The organism is Streptomyces sp. NRRL S-118 (assembly GCF_000716335.1).
In the GTDB taxonomy this organism is placed as follows: Bacteria; Actinomycetota; Actinomycetes; order Streptomycetales; family Streptomycetaceae; genus Streptomyces.
Map to the genome: position 1 here is coordinate 375 of NZ_KL591050.1, position 262 is coordinate 636.

The window sequence follows — 262 nt, forward strand, 5'->3', positions numbered from 1 at the left end:
TTCACCGCCGCGATCTCCAGCCGGCCGTCGAACCCGGCCAGCGACTCCGCGACCTCGGCCTCCTCGGCCTGCACCGCGACCATCGCCCCGCCGGCGGGCAGCGCCCCCATCAGCTTGCCGCGCGCCACCACCAGGGCGACCGCGTCGCCCAGGGACAGAGCCCCCGCCGCATGCGCGGCGGCGATCTCACCGACCGAGTGGCCGATCAGGTGGTCCGGGCGGACGCCCAGGGACTCCACGAGCCGGAACAGCGCCACCTCGA

Annotated in this window: 1 protein-coding gene; it reads right to left on the reverse strand. The window is 76.0% G+C overall.

The window, feature by feature from the left end; genetic code table 11:
* A partial coding sequence (locus IH00_RS38480; RefSeq protein WP_158828199.1) for an acyltransferase domain-containing protein occupies positions 1 to 262 on the reverse strand: 262 nt, incomplete at both ends.